The organism is Bacteroidales bacterium (genome assembly GCA_018334875.1).
Classification (GTDB): Bacteria; Bacteroidota; Bacteroidia; order Bacteroidales; family UBA12077; genus JAGXLC01.
Genome location: JAGXLC010000465.1, coordinates 1 through 3,080 on the forward strand (window position 1 = coordinate 1; position 3,080 = coordinate 3,080).

General features: G+C 42.0%; 2 protein-coding genes. One reads left to right on the forward strand and one right to left on the reverse strand.

Going from position 1 to position 3,080, the window contains the following annotated elements:
- The first annotated feature begins 236 nt into the window (after positions 1–236).
- The gene (gene cadA, locus KGY70_19895; GenBank protein ID MBS3777468.1) at positions 237–2,330 is read left to right on the forward strand and encodes a cadmium-translocating P-type ATPase; all 2,094 of its coding nucleotides are present in this window, start codon (positions 237–239) and stop codon (positions 2,328–2,330) included.
- Between the two features lie 331 nt (positions 2,331–2,661).
- Here the strand turns inward: cadA and KGY70_19900 are convergent.
- Positions 2,662–3,080: hypothetical protein (locus KGY70_19900; GenBank protein MBS3777469.1), on the reverse strand; the 419-nt coding region annotated here is incomplete at its 5' end.

The following is a 3,080-nucleotide window of genomic DNA, read 5'->3' on the forward strand; positions in this document are numbered from 1 at the left end:
ACGATCAGTTTCCCCGGGTTACATATATCAGACATCCAGTTTGAACCTCGTCTGGCTGTAAAATATGATTTTTCCTACCGTTTCTCTTATGAGAATAGCACCTGCCTTTAGGCAGGTGGTTTAGTTTATTGCTTATTGTTTACTCAAAGAATAGAATTTGATTCCATACAAGGGAAATCAAAACAAAAAAGAATTTAGATTGTAAGTACAAAGGGAAGTGATGAAACAAAGAAATAATGGAAAAATACACCTTAAAAAACATTGATTGCGCCTCTTGTGCTGCCAAAATTGAAAGCAACGTCAAAAAGATGGACGAAGTGAAATTTGTTGCTGTGAATTTCGTCAATTCTACAATGACTATTGATACGGAGAATATTGAGAAAGTCAGGAACACGATTAAGCAGGTGGAACCGGAAGTGGAAATTGAAACGGCCCGAAACCATAAAAAGCCTCATTTGGTAAATGAACTGAAAGAGAACCGGACAGCATTTATTAAAGCCATTACCGGCCTGGTTCTTCTGATTTTCGGGATGATTTACAATGAAGCCTTACGCAATTCCCCCTTCGGGATAGCGGAATATTTGGTTTTGGGAACTGCATACCTGATTGTTGGCTGGAATGTGATTGCTTCAGCCGTAAAAAGTATCATGCGGGGCCGGGTATTTAATGAACAGTTTTTAATGACCATTGCTACGCTTGGAGCTGTTGCCATTGGTGAAATGCATGAGGCCATTGCGGTTATGTTATTTTATGTGGTCGGAGAGTTGCTTCAGGATATCGCAGTAGGACGTTCGCGCAGGTCCATAAAGTCATTGCTGGAAGTCAAACCCGAATATGCCAATCTGAAAACTGCTACAGAAACAAAGAAAGTTGCTCCGGAAGAGGTTCATATCGGTGATACCATTATTGTGAAACCCGGGGAAAAAGTTCCGCTCGATGGAACCGTTACAGGGGGAGAATCTTTTATGGACACTGCTGCATTAACCGGTGAAAGTGTTCCCCGTAGGGCCTCTGAAGGGGAAGAAGTGCTGGCCGGCATGATCAATCTGTCCGGTTTGCTTACCGTTAAGGTTCAGAAGCTATTCAGTGAATCTTCCATTTCCAGAATGCTTGAATTGGTGGAGAATGCAACAGCCAGGAAAGCTGAAACCGAAAAGTTTATTACCACCTTTGCCCGGTATTATACCCCCATAGTGGTTACTATTTCTGCCTTGATTGCGGTACTGCCTCCCTTGATCATAGCCGGAGCTACATTTAATGAATGGATTTACAGAGCTCTGGTAGTTCTGGTTATATCATGTCCCTGTGCCCTGGTCATCGGCATTCCTTTAGCTTATTTTGGAGGTGTTGGCCTTGCATCGCGGAAAGGGATCCTGGTAAAAGGTTCCAATTTTTTAGATGTTTTAACCAAATTGGATACTGTTATATTTGATAAAACAGGAACCCTTACGAAGGGTGAGTTTAAGGTTTCATCCATTGCCACCATGAATGGATATACGAAAGATGAGGTGCTTGAGTATGCTGCTTTGGCAGAATCCGGGTCAAATCATCCAATAGCAAAATCGATCACCGAAGCTTACGGAGGTGTGACCGATTCATCTCTAATTGCTTCCTATAAAGAAATTTCCGGTCATGGCATCCAAGCCACTATCAAGGGGAAGGAAATGATCATCGGCAATAACAAATTGTTGCGTCAGAATAAAATATCTTATCCGGATTTTCAGGTTGAGGGCACTCTGGTTCATGTGGTCATTGACAGGCAATATGCAGGATATATTATTATTTCGGATAGGGTTAAAGAACAGGCTTATGAAACCATCACCCAACTGAAACAAAAAGGCATCAAAACAGTTATGCTGACTGGAGACCATCAGGCTGCCGCTCATTCCGTTGCAACAAAACTTGGTATTGACAACTATTATGCGGAATTGCTGCCTGAGGATAAAATCAAACATGTGGAAGGCATGCTTGGAGATAAAAAATATGTGGCCTTTGTAGGTGACGGAATAAACGATGCACCGGTAATTGCCCGTGCTGATGTGGGAATAGCCATGGGTGCTCTTGGTGCTGATGCGGCCATCGAAACTGCCGATGTAGTGCTGATGACCGACTCCCCTTCAAAAGTAATCGAGGCCATTGATGTGGCTAAAAAAACAAGGAATGTGGTTTGGCAAAATATTTTTATTGCCCTGGGCATTAAGCTTGTTTTTATTTCACTGGGTATAGCGGGGACCGCGAATATGTGGCAAGCGGTTTTTGGAGACATGGGCGTATCAATGATTGCAGTTTTAAATGCCATTCGCATATTGAAAGATAAGGGATCAACATAGACCGGAAGCGACAAAGTATATGACCGGATCATCTGGCATTCAAAACTCGCAAGCCTTGCCAGCGAACATTCCAGACGAGACTCTTTCAAATTTCTTTGACTTTATGGACAAACACCATTTAAAGAAACTTTTCTTCAGAGACTTTCCAGGCAGATTGATTATATTGCTCCAGACAGTACCTTACCGGCTATACTTAGCTAATTGTGTGAAAATTATCTATTGAATTTCAGGACCTGTGGTATGATAATGGGCCCTTGGATTATTAATGTATCCAATTCTATCTTCATATCCACAATTTGTGGGACAGTTCTCTGCCGCATTTACAATGCTGTCAAAATCTCACTGACAATCCTCCTCCAACTCCAAACCGATTGTCATAACTGGCTTTCAGAGAAAAGTCCCTTCCCAGGAAATATTCCAATCCTGCCGACCAGACGAGTTCATCTTTGAAATTTACGGATTCACCGGTTACTTCATCTGTAAGGTCATTCACCCAGCCAAAATCTGTCCTGTATTCAAGTTCGCCGAATAAAACGGTTCGTGGAAAAATCATCAGTTCCCGTTCAATACCTATTCGGGGTCTCAACTGATTATCCAAACGCACATCCAAATGGAACATATAGGGGGTAAAAAATCTAAATCCGGCAATCGCTGTTGGAGAAATTTCACCAAAATTCAACTCCTCTTCTTCATTTTCAGCATTCACACCTGCAAAAACGCGGAAATAATCGTACAAATACCGTTCATAAG